This window comes from Pseudomonas sp. SMV7, from assembly GCF_052041995.1.
Taxonomy (GTDB): Bacteria; Pseudomonadota; Gammaproteobacteria; order Pseudomonadales; family Pseudomonadaceae; genus Aquipseudomonas.
Genome location: NZ_JBKGGT010000005.1, coordinates 254,707 through 270,058, shown reverse-complemented (window position 1 = coordinate 270,058; position 15,352 = coordinate 254,707). Strand labels below are relative to the sequence as shown.

Genomic DNA, 15,352 nt, shown 5'->3' with positions numbered 1-15,352 from the left:
CCACAGGGAAAGTCACCAACGCGCTTTCTTCTCCGATCGCGGCAAGCATGGCTGCGATATTTGGCCGCTTCCTGTTGTTGGGCACCGGCGCCCTGACGGGCATCATCATTCCGCTGACCATGTCGCAGACTTCGGTCGGGTTGTTCTTTCTGGCCCAATCGCTCATCGCAGCACTGGCCACCTTGGGCCAGCTCGGCCTGAGCATTACCGCGCCCGCCTGCATCTCCACCGCGCAGGGGCACCGCGACGGAGGCCAGGTAAAGCAGCTGTTACGCCGCACCCTGCTGTTGGCGGTGCTGTCGACCATTGGCTTGGCCGTGGGGTTCAATATTTTTATGCAGGTACTGTCACGCTACGAAGGTGACGACCTGCTGCGGATGCTGCATGGCATTGCTCCACTGGTTTCGCTAAGCATGATACTGGCGGCGATCAGTACCATTCTGGCCGAGCAGCATCGTGCTCTGGGCCATTTCGTGCAGGCCAGCTTCCTGACCACCGGGGCCAGCCTGGCCAGCGCGGCAACGGTTATCCTGGCCTGGCGCGGCGAGCTGCATATTGAACTGAGCACGTTGATCCTGGCTGGCGCCGTGGGCGCCGGCTGCACCACCTTGCTCGGGGTCTGGAGCCTGTGCCACTGGTACCGGGCGCAACCCCGGGGCAAGCCGAATACCAGCATCGGCTATACCACGTTGCTGCGAGAAACCCGGCCCAATCTGACAACCACCGTAGTGCTGTTCGTAATGTCGCAGGCCGACCTGTGGATCATCGCCTGGTTCGGTGATGCGCCCGGGCTGGCCATTTATGGCCTGGCTTCACGCCTGGCAGCCTTGGTGCTGATCCCGCTGGCAGTGATCAACACCGTGGTCGCACCCTCGATCGGGCGTATCTGGGTGCGCGGCAAGAAACGTTATCTGCAGCGCGTAATGGGGGTAGGTGCGGGAGCGGCGACGCTACTGGGGCTTTCGGGCTATCTGCTGTTCATTGTGTGTGGCCAGTTCGTGCTGACGCATGTGTGGTCCAGTGAATATGCCGATGCGTACTATATATTTGCCATTCTGGGCATTTCGCAACTGGCGCAGACTTACGCCGGCACTGCCGGGTTCGTGCTGATGATGCTACAGAAACAGCACGTGGCCATGCGTATTTCGGTCATCAGCGGGCTAGGCATGATTACCGCCGGACTGCTGGCAATGTGGTTGTATGGAATCATCGGTTTGGCCGTGGTATACAGCCTCGGCGGTATCTGCCAGTCGCTGGCACAGATTTACTGCGTGAAACGGATATTCAACCTCAGCACCACCGCCGATTACGTTTCATTACGCCGGTTCGTGCACCTCTATTACCGTCGAAAGGTATCTCATGGTCGCTAGCAACATACAGCCCAAGGTTTCGATCGTCATTCCTACCTACAACACCGGGCGCTATGTACTGGATGCGATCGACAGCGTGCTGCAGCAGACCTATCCGAACGTGGAACTGATCGTCGTCGATGATGGCTCCACAGACGACACTCCTGCGCTGCTGGAGCAACACCCGGGCCATTTCATTCGCCACCGTCAGGCCAACGCCGGGCAGAGCGCGGCGATGAACTTCGGCTGGCAACAGAGCACGGGCGAGCTGCTTGGCTATCTGAGCGCCGATGACCGCTTGCACCCGCGTGCCGTCGAGGCCATCGTCGCAGCCATGGCCAAGGCTCCTGAGGCTGTGCTGGCCTACCCGGATTTCTGTGTCATTGATGAACATTCCAAACATGTGCGAACCGTGCAAACCCCCGATTACGAAGAGCGGCTGCTGATCGCCAACTTCCAGTGCCTGCCTGGCCCCGGAGCGCTGTTCCGCCGCGCCGTATGGGACAAGGTCGGTGGTTGGAACACCGGGCTGCGCAACATTCCGGACATGGACTTTTTCCTGCGTCTTTGCCAATACGGGCCATTTATTCGAGTAGCCGAACCCCTGGCGGACTTCCGTATTCACTCAGGCTCGACCACCTATAACCCGTGCAACGCCGAACGCTCCGACGAGCCGCTCAAGGTAATCAACAGCCTTTACCAGACCAATGGCCTCTCGCCCTCCATTCTTGGCTGGAAACGCAAGGCCATTGCCAATGCCCATATGCTTTCCGGCTTCATGCACGGGTTTTCCGGGCGCTATGCGATGTTCGTGGTACGCATGGGCAAGGCCGCTCTGCTGGATCCTCCATCGATTCTTTCACGCAAGATGGTCAGCTACGTACTGACCATTTTCAGGCCCAAGTCCAAGGCCTGAGGCCTGCTACGTACCTGTGGGTGCAGCGGTCCCACAGGTCCCGAGAACCAAGAAAACAGTTCTTCCCACTTGGAGCGCGCGGATGAACCAGATCGTTCAAGCCCACCTGCTGGATAACCGCTACCTGCACGTCAGTGCGTTACTGCTGATTGCCACGGCGACTCTCGCCGCCGCTGTCCATTACCCGGGGTCCCTGACACCGCTGCTGCTCAATGGCGTTCTGGCCGGCTTGCTGGTACGCAGCGTGCTGTCCAACCGCACCAGCTTCTTCTCGTTCTTCCTGCTGGCTTTCCTGATTCTCGGTTGCTGGGCAAAGCTGGTATTTCACTTCATTTTCGCCACGCAGTTCATCGAGCCGATCGGTGCCTTCGATAACTCACCGCAGGCTTGGGACTCGGCCATGCTGGCCCTGAACGCTGCATTTGCCACATTACTGGCCTGTCAGGCCATTGCCGCGCGCCTGCAGCCGCCTGCAACCATTCCTGTCGAACGACCACGCGCACTGCTAAAGCCGTCCATGTGGCTGGCAGTTCTGCTCACTGTCGTGCTGCTGGCCATTAATTTCAGGTTCGCCATTCTGAAGGTCGGCACCGAGCCAACGCTCAAGCTCCACAGCTACGTCTACGTACTGGTCTCGTTCATGATTGCCTGGGGCAACCTGATTCTGCTTGCCACGCTGGGGTACTGGTTGGTGCAGGCGCGCCAGATGAAGCTGGAGACACTTTTCTACATTCTCATCCTTGAAGGTGCGGTTACGGCGGTGTCCATGGGCAGCCGGGCGCAAATGATCCTGCATGTGATTGCACCGTTGGCGGTTTACCTGGTGCATGGTCGCGAACTGGCATCAGCAATGCGCCTGGTCCAGTGGGTCAGGATCCTGCTGGTGACCGGGATATTGTTCGTGGCATCTCTGCTGCTGGTGTCTGCTGACCGCCTGCAATCCTTTGCCCAGGCCCGGCCAGTCATGACGCCAATGATTAGCAGCAAAGAGCCGGCGAGCGATGCCAGCCTGACAGTGGCCCGACCAGTGAGCAGCCTGCTTGTTGCCCCGGCCGAGTCGGCACAGGCGATAGCAAGTATATTGGCACCGGCGATTCCTCAATTCCCCATCATCGCCCCCCTTGTAACAGTCGCACCTGTCGACGCGGAACCGGTTCCTGTAACGGTAGCTCCCGTTGTGGAGACTACCGAGGTAAAGCGTGCCCGCTGGAAAGGCATGCTGATGGAACTGAGTAAACTGGTAGTGGACCGTTGGGTTGGCCTTGAGGGTGTATTAGCGGTTGTCAGCCACGAACATACCGGCTGGCCACTATTTCTGCACAGCCTGACCGAACGCCCGGAAGCCGGCACCCATGCCATCTACCAGCGCATGTCGAATGCGCAGTATCAGGCTTTCGAAAACTTCACTTTCATGACCATCCCCGGCCCGCTGGCCATCCTGCTCTATAGCGGCAACCTGGCAGTGCTGGTCGCAGGTCTGGCGCTGTTGTTTTTCGCTGGCATTCTTGTCGAACGGTTGGCTAGCCTGCTGGTCGGCAATATCTTTACTCGCGCTGCCATTGGTGTGGCCTTGGCCTACCTGCTGGTACAGACCAACTTCCCACGGGTGCAGATGTTCTTCCTTGTCGAAGTACTCGGGTTCATCGCCGGCTTGTATCTGGCACGCATTATCGTCACCGCGCAGAAAACCGAAAACGTCGCGCTCAAACCTGCCCTCTAGTACATCGCTCCGTTAAAGACGGAACGGCTTTGCCATAGGCGCCCGACAAACGTGCGGTGGAAAACCGCACCCTTGCGCTCGCTCCTTGTCACAGTCAGGTCAACCTCCCAATCCTGAGCCAGTCCGAATCCTGGATTGTCCAGTAATCGGCATGGCTCGGGTGTGATCAGGCAGAACCTCTCACGATGACAGCAGCTATCACGACTTACAGTAAGATCGCGCCCATTGACGCCATGCTGGCACCGCTCTTTGCGCTGTGCGCCTGGGTAACGTTGAATCCGTATTTTCTCTGGCATTCGCTGCGTCACATGGCCATCGCCGGCATGGTTTCGGGATGCCTGGCCATTGTTGCCCTGCTCCTCGGCGACCGACCGCGGCGGGGCGAGGTTCCCGGTTTCATCCTGATCTGTCTGTTCGTGCTTTATATAAGCATGTTGCCAAAGGTTGATGGCAGCACGACGCGCTGGTATTTCGTACTACCGACCCTCTTTGCCCTTGCAGTGTTCTCTGACCAGCGTCGTGGCAAGATACTGCAATGGTTCGGCTGGTTTTTCGCGCTCAGCCTGATTCCGGGCATCTTGGCATCGCTGTGCAAGATAGTCGGCTTGCCGGTGCAAATGGACCACCTGCCTCTGCTCAACCCTGCGATGGCAGAGGCCGGGGGATTCTACTTGCACGCGCCGGGGGCGCTATTGTTATCCGGCAATCACCTGTCACTGCCTTGGGGGGGCGAACTCTATCGGCTGTGCGCAGTGTATGATGAACCCGGCATGGTCGGCACGTTGTCAGCATTCTTGCTGGCGGGCAACCGCTTCCGGCTCAAGCCTTTCCCCTTTTTCATCATCTTCATTGGTGGTGTGCTGTCGTTTTCCCTTGCCTTCATCGTCATGGCTTCCCTCGGTTTCCTGTTCCGCCTGGTACAAGCCCGCTCGCCATTACCCCTGCTGCCGCTCGCCATCCTCGGGCTTTTCGGCTTGCTGGTACTGGGCATCCTCAAGCCCAAGGGGCCAGACCTGCAACCAGCTCTGCCTGTGGCAACGCAGGCACGGGTAATGGAACCGAACTCTTCCCTGCAGGATGGACCGGTTGAACCCGTGGGTAAACCAGCCTCATCATCGGCGCCCAGCACTAGCACCGCAGTGCCGATCGCACCGCTTGCAGTGCAACAGCCAGAACCTGACCAACAATTGCGCCAGACCCAGTACATCAATAACCGCTCGTTACCGGAGATGGACAAGCTCTTCGCTCGCTACCTGGATGCAGACACCCGCACTTTGCTGTTCGGCATGGGTGCCGATTCCAGCGTGGTCCATGGCGGCGTATCACAGGTAGTGACTCGCATACTCACAGACTTCGGCCTGATCGGTGCCCTGCTGTTCGCGCTGGCCATGATCAGCCTGAGCCTGGCCATAACCCATAGCGCCAAGCGCCGCTTATGGGTACTGCTGTTCTTCGCGCTGTTTGCACTGAGCATCTACCAGCGCCCGATAGTATGGATGCCTTATGCATTCACCATGTTCATCTGCAGCTCAACCCTGGCCGGGCGCCGCAAGTCGACCAGCGAAGCGCAACCGGCAAGCTGAGCCTCATCTTGTAGCGGTCAGGCCGACGCTTGCATCGTCAGCCAGCGCTGGCGACGTGGCCACTTCCGGGGGCGGGCTTTTGGCGATAGCCAGCGCAAACAGCGATGCCAGCAATGTGTCATAAGCCGGGGTCAGTAAAACCACCTCGAACAGGCTCCACAGCAGCGTAACGGCTGCCCCTATGAACACCGAGCGCCAGAATGTCGAGCTGCCTGCCAATTGCGAAAACAGCCGCATGACGCAGTAAAGGTAAAACAAGTACACCGCAGTACCGCCTACCCCCAGCAACAGGAGCATGTTCAACACCGAATTATGCGGATCCCATGCCAATCCGTTGAAAATATAGAAATATTCAGAGCGTGGTGTGCCGATCAGTGGATGATCGATAATGTGGTACACCGCTGCATGCCATAGGCCCACGCGAATGGACAGAGACTCCGGCAGCCCGCCTTTCATGAAAAAAGCGGTAAGGAACACCATCAGGCTGCAGATAATGAACGCGAAGGCAAAAAAGCGCGGATAACGGGAAAGCAGGGTTGTTCTGGTGTCGAGCAACCAGATGGCCACCGCGATGACCAACATCGCGTACCCGGTACGCGAAAATGTGAACATGAACGCCCCAACCAGTGCAATGGCACAAAGATACTGCCTGGCATACAAGGCCACCAGAATGCCAAACAGCAGGAACACGGCAAGATAATTGGAGCTGCCCAGAGGCGTCGCAACCAGGTTCTTCAAGGTGTAGAAATCCAGTTGCTCACGGTAGCCGAGCCCGATATGTGCCAGCATGATGAACGCAATCAATACACAGCCGAAGAGCATGCAGTTCTGCACCAGTAACTCCCCGACGCTACACCTGCTTACCACCAGGATGGCTACCGCAGAGTAAAAAAAACAAAAGTAGACGGAGATATCATTCTTGATAGGCGGATACCCGCCGAAAAATTGGAATACCACCGGTACGCAGGCCAGCGCAGGCAATACCGCCTGCCACCTGAGCGACCTGATTGGCCTGATCTTCAGGCGCAACGCCAGGAGCGGCAGGATATACATCGCAAGCGGTAGCGTGACCCTTGCATAGACATTTCCATAAAATATCGCCAGGAAAAATAACGCCAGCAGCACGTGCTCCTGGGTAGCTCTTTTATACCAACGCTCAAGCACCGACATTTCAAACCTGACCGCCATGAACCATTGATTGGACAGCTGCGCCTCTTTATCCGGCGTTGCCGAAGCTGACACTGCTGCGATGGCCGTCAGCGGAGCCGACGGACACGCCTACTCCACCATCGACCCCGTACGCAACAGCCGGGCAAAACGGTGCAACATCACCTGCACCATGGCTGACCAGGTGTAATGTTCGGTAATGTAAGCCTTGAGTCGCCCGCCTTTTGCCCTGAGCTCGGCAGGGTCAGCCAACATACGCTCAAGACCCGAAGCGATGCCCGCTGCACTGGCTGGAACCACCAGCCCTCCTTGCACCTGCTCGACCTGGTCGAAACCACAGGTATCGGTGAGCAAAACCGGTAACCCGACAATCCCGGCTTCCAGCGCGACCAGCGACATGGCCTCCGAACGCGAAGGGATGACCAGCATCATTGCCTGACGGTACACCTGGGTACGCTGTGCTTCATCAAGAAAGCCGATGAAGTGAATGCGTCCAGCCAGCCCCGAGGCCTCCACTTGGGCCTGCAGATCCTGCTGCATGCCAAAGTCCGGCCCAGCCATCACCAGGGGGTATCGTTGCGCTGCTGGTGTGTCGAGATAGGCCTGGATCAGGAAGTCAGGCCCTTTGACTGGTGCCAGCCGCCCCATGAACAGGATGAAGGGCTCGTCCGGCAGTTGTACAACCTCTGTCCGTCGCGCCGGACCTGGGTCAGCCACGGCGTTGCCGATAACCGGAATGGAAGCTGCCGGCACGCCTGCCACTTGCGCAATCAGCCCTTGTTCCAGGTCGGTAATGGCGATAAAACCTGCGGCTCCCTTGATCAACCAGCGGCCCAGCAGCAGGTGAAACACCTTCATGATCGGACGCGGCGCACCCACCGACGCGAATTCGCCTGCCGGACACAGGATATAAGGGCGCCGACTCAAAAACGCCAGCAGGCCCATGGCGACACTCAACAGGTTCCAGTAGCCCATGATGTGCAGTACATCCGCCCTGCGCACAGCGCGCCAGGCTCGCCAAGGGTTGAGCAACGGGATCGGGAAGCGCAAACCGATTCTCCCCGTGATGTAGCTTTTTACCCCCTGCTCATCAAACTCCCGTTGCCATGAATTGCCGGTCATGGCCACGGCTTCGCAGGCGCTACCGGCTTTGGCCAGGTGCAGCGCCAGGTGCCGGGTGCGCTCGGCTGTACCACCGCCAAGCTTGGCATCCAGCGAAATATTCACCAGTAACACCCTCATGCCGATGCCCTCAGCAGGGCAATGTAGCGCTGCAATTGTTGCTTGAAGTCTGCCGTGGGCGGCTGCTGCCACTCGGCAAGCCGCTGCTCGCTGAAGCGACGCATTGGGTTGGCATTGCTGATACGGCGCAAACGCAACAGCAAGCCGAGCAATGCCGGCGGCAGATGCGGCAAGCAGCTGATCGAGGGCCGGCCAAACGCCTGCATCAAGGCATCCTGCAGGTGACCAAAGTTGTTTTCCGGCGCCGCATCATCCGTTACCAGCACCACTTCCCCTTGGTTTACCTGTGGCACGTAGGCTACGAATGCCAAGGTTTGTGCGACCTTTTCCACACTGACCAGATGCATACGACGCGGGCCATAAAGAATGCGCCGCAACGCCAGCTTCCAGACAGGCGCGACAGACACCTCACGAACAAACGACACGATGTTCAGCCCACCATCACCAAACACCGCGCCCAGACGCAACACCAGCACTTCGAAGCTGTCAGCCGGCACCACGCGCACCAACGCTTCAGCAGCGGCGTGCTCACGTTCATAAGGCGTCCTGGGTTCGAGCTGCGTGTCGGCATCGACCACCGCGTCCGGCGCAGCACCGAATACATCGATACTCGATACGTGCACATAGCGCTTGATGCGTGCTTCGTTGCAAGCGGCGAGCACATTGGCGATAGCTGGCTCGAACCAGCCACTGCCATCGGGCCGCAACAGGTTGATCACTGTGCAGCCGGGCACCAGTATGGCTGCAAGGCTCGCGGAGTCGTTCACGTCAAAGCGAGCCACTTGCACCGTGGCATTCGTCAACCATTCCGGTTCGGTACGGTGGACCGCATAGATGACTTCCGTGTCTTCCAACGCGTTGCATACAGCCAGGAAATGTCGGCCAACAAAGCCGCTTCCCCCAATTACCACCAGCGTGTTCATAGGCCGTTCGCTTCTCCATCAGCCAAGGCGGGGTTCAGTATGGGCCTGATGCCTGTCAGCGGACCAGAAGGACCACTTCGCCGCCCAGTGTCGGCAAGCCCCCACAGAGAGCTCGCCATCGACAATTTCTGCTCATTACTTGTGGCACCGGCTTGCCGGGCAATGGGCTGCAGAACAGCACCGATCAGCGCGAGGTGACAGGATCAGCCTCGGGTCGCTTACTTGGACCACACCGTACGATTGATGTAATCGGTGTAGCTGTACACGATCCGTACCACCTGCTTGGAAACCGGCCCGCCCAGGTAATCCTGCACCACCGGGATCACCCGCTGGTTGCGGTCATGTTGGCTGATCACCACGCGCACCGCGTCCAGCACACGGCACGGTGTCAGGCCGCACATGATCAGGGTGCCTTCATCCATCCCCTCCGGTCGCTCATGGGCGTTGCGGATGGTGACCGCCGGCAGGTTCAGCAGCGAAGCCTCCTCGGTGATGGTACCGCTGTCGGAAAGCACGCAGAGCGCCCCCATCTGCAGCCGGATGTAATCCAGCAAGCCGTAGGGTTTGACAAAACGGATCAGTGGGTGGTCCAGGCTTTCGCCCAGGTCCTCGAGGCGCTTGCGGGTACGTGGGTGGGTGGAGACGATGATCGGATGGCCATAGCTGTCGGCCAGGGCGCGCAGCGAGGCCAGCAGGTCACGCAGGTTCTCCGGGGTATCGACGTTCTCTTCGCGATGCGTGCTGACGATGAAGTACTTGCCCTCTTCCAGCCCCTCGCGTTCGAGCACCGTGGAGGCGTCGATCCGAGGCCGATAGTAGTCCAGCACTTCCTGCATGTGCGAGCCGGTCTTGATGATGGTTTCCGGACGAATGCCTTCATCCAGCAAATAGCGCCGGGCATGCTCGGTCAGCACCATGTTGATGTCGCTGAGGTGATCGAGCACCTTGCGGTTCAACTCTTCCGGCACGCGTTGATCGAAGCAGCGGTTACCTGCCTCCATATGGAACACAGGGATCTTTCGGCGCTTGGCAGCGATCACCGCCAGGCAGGTGTTGGTGTCGCCGTACAGCAGCAAAGCGTCGGGTTTTTCCAGCTCGAAGATTTCATCGGACTTGGCGATGACTTCGGCGATGGTCCCGGCTGCCGTGGCTCCCACTGCCCCCAGGAAATGATCCGGTTTGCGAATACCCAGGTCATCAAAGAATACCTGGTTGAGCTCGTAATCGTAGTTCTGGCCGGAATGCACCAGCACATGGTTGGCCTGCTCGTCGAGCTCGGCGATGACGCGGCTCATCTTGATCAGTTCGGGCCGGGTGCCGACCAAGGTCATGACCTTAAGCATTGAGTTGTTCCTGGATATAGTCGAGTTTCAGCAACAGAGCCTTGATGCCATCAATGTCGAGCCGCTCGGTATTGTGTGAGGTGTAGTCGTCCAGCTCGGAGATGTGCTGCTCACCTTCGACAAAGTACTTCTTGTAATTCAGGTCACGGTTATCGGCCGGAATACGGTAGTAACGGCCCATGTCGTCGGCCTTGGCCATTTCCTCACGAGATATGAGCGACTCGTAGAGCTTCTCACCATGCCGGGTACCGATTACCTTGATCGGGTTTTCCCGCTTGAACAGCTGGCGCAGCGCTTCGGCCAGCTCCTGCACAGTGGACGCTGGCGCTTTCTGCACGAAGATATCACCTTGCTGGGCGTTCTCGAAAGCGTGCAGGACCAGGTCCACCGAGTCCTCCAGCGACATCAGGAAGCGAGTCATGTTCGGGTCGGTCACGGTCAGCTCATTGCCGGCCTTGAGCTGATCGACAAACAGCGGAATAACCGACCCTCGTGACGCCATTACATTGCCGTAACGGGTGGCGCAAATCACCGGGCCGTTCTGCGGAATCATCCGCGATTTGGCAACCATCAGTTTTTCCGCCATGGCTTTGGAAATGCCCATCGCGTTGATTGGGTATACCGCCTTGTCGGTGCTCAACACCACCACGCGCTTCACCCCGTTGGCGATGGCCGCGTTCAACACGTTTTCGGTACCGATGACATTGGTCTTCACGGCTTCCATCGGGTAGAACTCACAAGATGGTACCTGCTTCAACGCAGCAGCATGGAAGATGTAGTCGACCCCGACCATGGCCTCTGACACGCTTTGATAGTCACGTACATCGCCGATATAAAACTTCACCTTGTCGTTGGACAAGGCAATGCGCATATCTTCCTGCTTTTTCTCGTCGCGGCTGAAAACACGTATTTCCTTGACGTTGGTGTTGAGAAAACGCTTGAGGACAGTATTACCGAAAGAGCCGGTACCACCAGTAATCATCAGGATCTTGTTATCGAACACGGGTACGCTCCTTGTTGTTCGTTATTGACGCTGTGCGTGCATGAATTGTATGAGCGCCGGCCAGGAAGGTGGCTGGTAGCCCGCATCCGCGCGGAAGCGAGTAGAGTCCAGCGAACGATCGATTACCAATTTGTCATCCGGTACGATCTGGATGTCCTTGCCATAAACCTTCGCCACTTGCTTGAGCAGCTCATACTTGTCGATCGGCTCTGCAGAAACGTGGTAAAGACCCTTCAGCGAAGGATTGGGAAGAACGTAGTCCAGCATCACCCGAGCCAGTTCGGCAGTCGGCAGGCCTGAAAAAATCGCCTTGGTAAAGCCTTTGACGCAGCCTTGCTGAGAGAGGAACCAGTCGACCAGCGATGCATTGCTCTGCAACTCATGGCCAATAATTGATGTGCGCAGGGTTATGGCGTGGTCCAGGTCGTGCAATTCGCCAATGTATTTGGATTTGCCATACAAGTCGGTGCAGTCCGACTCGTCCTGTTCCCGATACATGCCCTTGGTACCCGAAAACACACAGTCAGTACTGACGTGGATCAGGCGCGCGCCAGCTACCCGGCACAGCGTTGCCAGACGATGCGGAAGCATGGCGTTGATCGGCAGCGCGGTGAGCGGGTCCTTGGCATCAGCAAGTTGCTTGATCAAGCCCACGCAGTTGACCACCACATCCGGCCGGGCCTTGGCGAAGGCCGCCATCAGCGCATCGGCATCGAGCACATCTACACCACAGAGCAGATGCTCGGCCTGATCCGGCGTGAAAAACCTGCACCCGGACGATGAACGCAACGTGCCCATCACCCGGTGTTGCGAATTGGCCGAGAAATACCGGAAGACGGCGTTGCCCAGCATACCCGAGACACCCAGTACCAAAATGTTCATTGCGTCGCCTTGTCCTGTTCAATCCGTTGTTCAAACATACGCACCAGTGCCTTGCATTGGGCCTTGAGTTCGAAATGTTTCAAGAAATAGTCCCTGGCCCGAGCGCCCATCTGCTCTCGCTGCGCTTGCGGCATGGCCAGCATCGACTGGATGCACGCCGCGAGCCCGGTCGCATCATCGGCAGGGCAGGTAATACCGGCACCGGCTTCGCTGATGACGCGGGCACCTTCACCGTCCAGGCTGCCAATTATCGGTCTGCCCGCTGCCAGGTAGGCCTGCACCTTGCTTGGAATGGTAAAGCTGAAAATCTCGTCTCGCTTGAGTGTAACCAGTAATACGGCACTGAGTTCGAACAGTTCGGCCATCGCCGAGCGTGGGTAAGCACCGGCAATGATCAAGTTGTCCAGGCCCCACTTACGCTTCTCCTCTGCCAGCCATTCAGCCTTGCTGCCGGTGCCGACCATCACGATACGGGCCTGTGAATGTTCGGCTTGCAGCAATCGCGCTGCCCCGACAACAGTGGCCAGCCCCTGCGCGCTGCCCAGGTTGCCGGCGAACACGACGCAGAAGTGGTCACGCAACAAAGTGGTCAACGTCTCAGGCAACCTGCCGATCTCGCCGGAATCATCCTGCTGCAGATAAGAGTTGGGGTAGTAGCTTATTTTGTCTGCCCGCGCGTAGCGCTTGACCGGGTCGATGAATGCTCGTGACTGCACCAGCAGCACATCCACGGCCCAGTACAGACCGCGCACCAGCAAGCCTACGATCGACAACAGGTACTTGTTACGTACGAAACCGGTGGCAGCCAGGCTCTCCGGCCACAGGTCCTGCACCCAGAGGAAGACGGGAGCAGGATGGGCACGCTTCATGGCCAGTGCCGGAATTACCGAAATGATGGGCGACGGTGCGAACACGAAGTACACATCGAACTTGCCGCGTCTGGCATGACGGGTGAAATGCCTGACGCCATTGGCGACAAATGAAAAATAATTCAGAATTAGATTTCTTGCTCCGCCTTTTTTGCGCGGACGCAAAGGCGCCCGATGAACAATAACGTTTTCGGCAAAACGATCTTCAACTGCACCGTGAGCGGTATATCCGGGAAAAACCTCACCCTCAGGATAGTTAGGCTTACCGGTAAAAACTTCAACATGCACACCCATCGCGCTCAGTTCCTGAACAATATCATTGATAATGAAGTTCTCAGGAAAAAAATACTGGCTGACCACAGCAATTTTCAAAGGTACTTGCGTCACACTGACTCATCCTTCTGCGTGTGGCGATTTCGGTGCTGCATGAAATGCCTGAACCCTCGCGGCGGCCCCGCCTGATGGCGTGACTGAATCTGGGCGGCTGTTTTGCCGCCATTTCAGGAAACACGGAATACCAGAAGACAAGCCTCCCACCACCATCCCCGGGATCAATTCCGATGTTGGCGCATGTTATTGCAGTTATCCGGTGACCGCCATCCTTTGGCCATCATAAAAATATGTAGCTTGCTATGTTTTGTCGTATTCGCTGCGTCAAGGCCGTCAAACTACTATCCTGCGCGACCCGCTTCAAGCCCAGGCCAGGCATCCTTGGTAAGTCAGCGCATTCATCGGGCAAGTTCCTCGTCCGCTCGAAAAAAAGTTGCCATCCATCGGACGGATCGGCATTCGCTGGCTGCTGCGCCTGTTACGCGCACTACAGCATCCCCACTATGGCACGCTGACCGTGACCTTACGCCCCTGCTGACTGAAGGCCGCCTCGATAGCCCTGCGCAACGCAACCTTGGCACCGGCGTCGCCGTGAACCAGTACCACACGCCCGGCGGGCTCTTTACCTCGCGAAGCAAAAGCGAGCAACCCTGCCTGATCGGCGTGCCCTGAATAACCACCCAATGTAAGTACTTTGGCGCGAATCTCATACAGCTGTCCGTCCAGATCGAGCTGGACAAACCCTTGCACCCCTTCACTGGCCTGTATCACCGCACCCGGCGTGCCCTTGGCCTGGTAGCCGACGAACATCACCTCATGCCGTGGATCCCCCAGCATGGCCTTGAGGTAATTGACGATACGCCCACCCGAGCACATGCCATTGCCGGCAATCACGATCGCCGGCCGCCCGGTACTCTTCAGGTAGTTGACCACCTGCTGATGGCGGGCGTGGGTGTCCACGCTTACAAGCTGGCTGAAACCGAGCGGGTCGCGCCCTTCGGCAAGGCGCGCCTGAGCGTCGGCATTCCAGTAGCCGTGCAGCTCTCGGTACACATCGGTAATGCGCTGGGCCAGGGGCGAGTCGAGAATGATGGGCAACTGCGACCAGTCAAGAGATTCGTCAGCAGGCGCCGGGCCGGCTTTGTTCAGCAAGGCCTTGCGGTGAAGAATGCCTTCGAGTTCGTACAGCATTTCCTGGGTGCGGCCAAGGCTGAAGGCCGGAATGAGCAGGGTACCCTGGTCGGCAAGGGCGCGGTCGATGGCAGCTTCCAGCTGCTGCACACGGTCGCCCACAAGTGGATGCAGGCGGTCGCCATAGGTACTTTCCAGCACCAGCACATCAGCACGCTCCGGGGGCTGCACAGGGCGCAGCAAGGGGTTGTCACCGGCCCCCAGGTCGCCGGAAAACACGTAGCGAGTATTGGTTTGCTCATGCTGCATGTCACATTCGACATAAGCCGAACCCAGCAGGTGACCGGCGCGCTGCAGGCGGATCCGGCAGCTCAGGCCGGGGCGCTCGATCAGACAGTGCCAGCGCTCGAAAGGCAAGGGCACGATCAGCTCGCGGACGAAATCGGAGTAGCGCGCCACCGCTGCGGGTTCGCTGCTGATGCTGAGCTTGTAGGCATCTTCCAGCACCAGTGGCAGCAGCCGGGCAGACGGCTCGCTGCACAGGATGGGGCCACGGTAGCCTGCCGCCAGCAATGCCGGAATGCGACCTACGTGATCAAGATGAACATGGGTGATGACCAGCGCCTGGATGCCCTGCGAATTGAAACCGAGCGGCGCCGATTCCGCGCCTGACGCTGCGTCGGCGCCCTGCTCCAGGCCGCAATCGATCAGCAGGCTGGTCGACGGATCGAGGTGCAACTGGTGGCAGGATCCGGTGACGCCGCGGGTACCGCCGTGATGGGAAAGAACAGGGTATTCCATGCTGCACACTCGCCTGGGCCGAAAACGGAGTGGGCTATTACTCCACGAGGCTGCAGCAGGAAAAAGTTATGCTTTCCGAAAACGCTGTAGGAA

General features: G+C 58.4%; 12 protein-coding genes. 4 read left to right on the top strand and 8 right to left on the bottom strand.

Features of this window, described 5'->3' with window-relative positions; all coding sequences use genetic code 11:
- Nucleotides 1-47 precede the first annotated feature (47 nt).
- The 4 genes from ACLEJP_RS09050 to ACLEJP_RS09035 all read left to right on the top strand — a co-directional run bounded on the left by ACLEJP_RS09050 (nucleotide 48) and on the right by ACLEJP_RS09035 (nucleotide 5,568).
- The gene (locus ACLEJP_RS09050; RefSeq protein WP_440805665.1) at nucleotides 48-1,370 is read left to right on the top strand and encodes a lipopolysaccharide biosynthesis protein; all 1,323 of its coding nucleotides are present in this window, start codon (nucleotides 48-50) and stop codon (nucleotides 1,368-1,370) included.
- Nucleotides 1,360-2,265, top strand: a complete 906-nt coding sequence (locus ACLEJP_RS09045; protein WP_440805664.1) for a glycosyltransferase — start codon at nucleotides 1,360-1,362, stop codon at nucleotides 2,263-2,265. The genes ACLEJP_RS09050 and ACLEJP_RS09045 overlap by 11 nt, the downstream gene beginning before the upstream one ends.
- Before the next feature lie 82 nt (nucleotides 2,266-2,347).
- Nucleotides 2,348-3,985, top strand: coding sequence for a hypothetical protein (locus tag ACLEJP_RS09040; RefSeq protein ID WP_440805662.1), 1,638 nt, complete (start codon nucleotides 2,348-2,350; stop codon nucleotides 3,983-3,985).
- A gap of 185 nt (nucleotides 3,986-4,170) precedes the next feature.
- Entirely contained in the window at nucleotides 4,171-5,568 is a 1,398-nt protein-coding gene (locus ACLEJP_RS09035) for a hypothetical protein (RefSeq protein ID WP_440805661.1), read from the top strand.
- A 3-nt stretch (nucleotides 5,569-5,571) separates the two neighbouring features.
- Here the strand turns inward: ACLEJP_RS09035 and ACLEJP_RS09030 are convergent, their stop codons facing one another.
- The 8 genes from ACLEJP_RS09030 to ACLEJP_RS08995 all read right to left on the bottom strand — a co-directional run bounded on the left by ACLEJP_RS09030 (nucleotide 5,572) and on the right by ACLEJP_RS08995 (nucleotide 15,259).
- Nucleotides 5,572-6,810: an O-antigen ligase family protein gene (locus ACLEJP_RS09030; RefSeq protein WP_440805658.1), complete on the bottom strand. Its 1,239-nt coding sequence runs from the start codon at nucleotides 6,808-6,810 to the stop codon at nucleotides 5,572-5,574.
- A gap of 36 nt (nucleotides 6,811-6,846) precedes the next feature.
- The gene (locus ACLEJP_RS09025; RefSeq protein ID WP_440805656.1) at nucleotides 6,847-8,049 is read right to left on the bottom strand and encodes a glycosyltransferase family 4 protein; all 1,203 of its coding nucleotides are present in this window, start codon (nucleotides 8,047-8,049) and stop codon (nucleotides 6,847-6,849) included.
- On the bottom strand, nucleotides 7,974-8,900 hold the full coding sequence (locus tag ACLEJP_RS09020; RefSeq protein WP_440805653.1) for an NAD-dependent epimerase/dehydratase family protein: 927 nt from the start codon (nucleotides 8,898-8,900) through the stop codon (nucleotides 7,974-7,976). The genes ACLEJP_RS09025 and ACLEJP_RS09020 overlap by 76 nt, the downstream gene beginning before the upstream one ends.
- A gap of 218 nt (nucleotides 8,901-9,118) precedes the next feature.
- Nucleotides 9,119-10,243, bottom strand: a complete 1,125-nt coding sequence (wecB, locus tag ACLEJP_RS09015) for a non-hydrolyzing UDP-N-acetylglucosamine 2-epimerase (protein ID WP_440805651.1) — start codon at nucleotides 10,241-10,243, stop codon at nucleotides 9,119-9,121.
- Nucleotides 10,236-11,246, bottom strand: a complete 1,011-nt coding sequence (locus ACLEJP_RS09010) for a polysaccharide biosynthesis protein (protein ID WP_296235437.1) — start codon at nucleotides 11,244-11,246, stop codon at nucleotides 10,236-10,238. The genes wecB and ACLEJP_RS09010 overlap by 8 nt, the downstream gene beginning before the upstream one ends.
- A 21-nt stretch (nucleotides 11,247-11,267) precedes the next feature.
- Nucleotides 11,268-12,128 (bottom strand): dTDP-4-dehydrorhamnose reductase family protein, encoded by an 861-nt coding sequence (locus tag ACLEJP_RS09005; protein WP_440805648.1) that lies wholly within the window; start codon nucleotides 12,126-12,128, stop codon nucleotides 11,268-11,270.
- Nucleotides 12,125-13,384 (bottom strand): glycosyltransferase family 4 protein, encoded by a 1,260-nt coding sequence (locus tag ACLEJP_RS09000; RefSeq protein ID WP_440805647.1) that lies wholly within the window; start codon nucleotides 13,382-13,384, stop codon nucleotides 12,125-12,127. The genes ACLEJP_RS09005 and ACLEJP_RS09000 overlap by 4 nt, the downstream gene beginning before the upstream one ends.
- 444 nt (nucleotides 13,385-13,828) lie before the next feature.
- The gene (locus ACLEJP_RS08995) at nucleotides 13,829-15,259 is read right to left on the bottom strand and encodes an MBL fold metallo-hydrolase RNA specificity domain-containing protein (RefSeq protein ID WP_440805646.1); all 1,431 of its coding nucleotides are present in this window, start codon (nucleotides 15,257-15,259) and stop codon (nucleotides 13,829-13,831) included.
- Nucleotides 15,260-15,352: the final 93 nt, after the last annotated feature.